Source organism: Curtobacterium sp. B8, assembly GCF_000333315.1.
Taxonomy (GTDB): domain Bacteria; phylum Actinomycetota; class Actinomycetes; order Actinomycetales; family Microbacteriaceae; genus Curtobacterium; species Curtobacterium luteum.
Window position 1 is genome coordinate 1 of sequence record NZ_BACW01000043.1, and the last position, 1,726, is coordinate 1,726.

2 protein-coding genes are annotated in these 1,726 nt (G+C 73.0%); both read right to left on the minus strand.

Annotated features, from left to right (window positions below; genetic code table 11):
- Positions 1–870 (minus strand): Rho termination factor N-terminal domain-containing protein (locus tag I59_RS01285; protein ID WP_022902332.1); only part of this gene is annotated, 870 nt, incomplete at its 3' end.
- 163 nt (positions 871–1,033) lie between these two features.
- A partial coding sequence (locus I59_RS01290) for a homoserine kinase (RefSeq protein ID WP_022902333.1) occupies positions 1,034–1,726 on the minus strand: 693 nt, incomplete at its 5' end.

Below are 1,726 nucleotides of genomic sequence, written 5' to 3' on the forward strand. Positions count from 1 at the left end.
GTTTTGCTTCTGCTGGCCGTTCTGCTGACCCTGCTTCTGCTGACCGTTCTGCTTCTGGTCGTCCTGCTTCGGCTGACCGTTCTGCTTCTGGTCGTCCTGCTTCGGCTGGTCGTCCTGCTTCTGCTGACCGTTCTGGTCGCCGTTCTGGGCGGCGTCGCCGTTCTGACCGCGACCACGGCCACGGCCACGGCTGCGGCGCCCACGACGCGAGCCGCCCTCGCCCTGGTCACCGGCGTCGCCGGAGTCGGCGCCCTGCTCGGCGGGCTGCGCGGCGGAGTCGGCCGGTGCCTCCTGGCCGTCCTGCTGCTGCGCGGCCTGCTGGCCGTTCTGCTGCCCGCGCCCGCGGCGCTGGCCCGCGGCCTGCGCCGCTTCCTGCGCGTCCTTCTCGGCGCGCACCTGGTCGAGACCCGCGAGCAGGTCCTCGGTCCCGGTGTGGCCGTGGTTCTGGTGGTCCGCAGCCGAGGTCGGCGCGGCGTTGACGGTGCCGCCCGAGGAGGCGCGGCGCGAGCGGCGCGCACGGCCGCCGGCCGGCTGCTCGGTCGCCTCGGCGCCGGTGGCGGTCGGCTGCGTCTCCGCAGCGGGCTGCTCGGGCGCCGACGGCGCCGGCTGGTCAGAGGTGGACTGCGCAGGGGCCGACTGCGCGGCGACCGGCTGCTCGGCGACCGGCTCCGGCAGCGTCGGCTGCTCGGTCGCCGGGGCGTCGGCCGTCGCGGGCCGCTTGTCCTCGATCGTGGCGATGAGGTCGCCCTTGCGGAGCTTGGAGAGCCCGGTGATGCCGAGCGAGGAGGCGATCCGCTGCAGCTCCGGGAGTCGGAGGGCGCGCAGGTCGCTGGGGATCTCCACCGGGGTGGAGTCGTTGACGTTCGTCAAGGTGGGTGTTTCCTTTCGAACCGCAGAACGCGGAGAGTTTCCACCAACCCGGATGCACAGGGATGCACGCACCGTCGTTCAGACGACGGACCGAGTACGGGTGATCAGGAAGAGAATGCCCCCGCGCACCTGACCCTGCACCGGCGAGGATCGTTCCTGCTGCCTATGCGGGATCGGCTTGGAGCGCCGAGTGCGCTGCCACTGTAGCACCACCCAGGTCCACCGCCAGCATGAGCGGCCGCCAGTCGGACTGGGCGTGTCGCGACACCAGGTCCGCCGCGGTGAGGCGCTGTGCCGGGTCGCTGCCGAGGACGAGCAGGCTGGGGCCGGCACCGGAGACGACCGCGGCGAGCCCGTGCTGCCGCAGGAGTCCGATGAGGGCGTCGGTCTCCGGCATGGCACTCGCCCGGTAGGCCTGGTGGAGCCGGTCCTCGGTCGCCGCGAGCAGCAGCTCCGGGCTCTGGATGAGTGCCGCGACGAGCAGCGCCGAGCGGGACACGTTGAAGGCGGCGTCCGCGTGCGGGACGCTCGCGGGCTGCAGGGACCGTGCGAGCTTCGTCGACAGCGTCGACGTCGGCACGAAGACCACCGGCGAGACACCTCGGTGCACCAGGAGCCGCTTGTACGCCGGCCCCTCCGCCGTCATCCACGCGATCGTCAGCCCGCCGAACAGCGCCGGGGCGACGTTGTCCGGGTGGCCCTCCATCTCGGTGGCGAGGGTCAGGAGCGTCGACGCGTCGAGGTCGACGATCCCCTCGAGGAGCCCTCGCGCGGCCATCAGCCCGGCGACGATCGCGGCGGCGGACGAGCCCATGCCGCGCCCGTGCGGGATGGCGTTGACGGCGTGCAGCTCGAG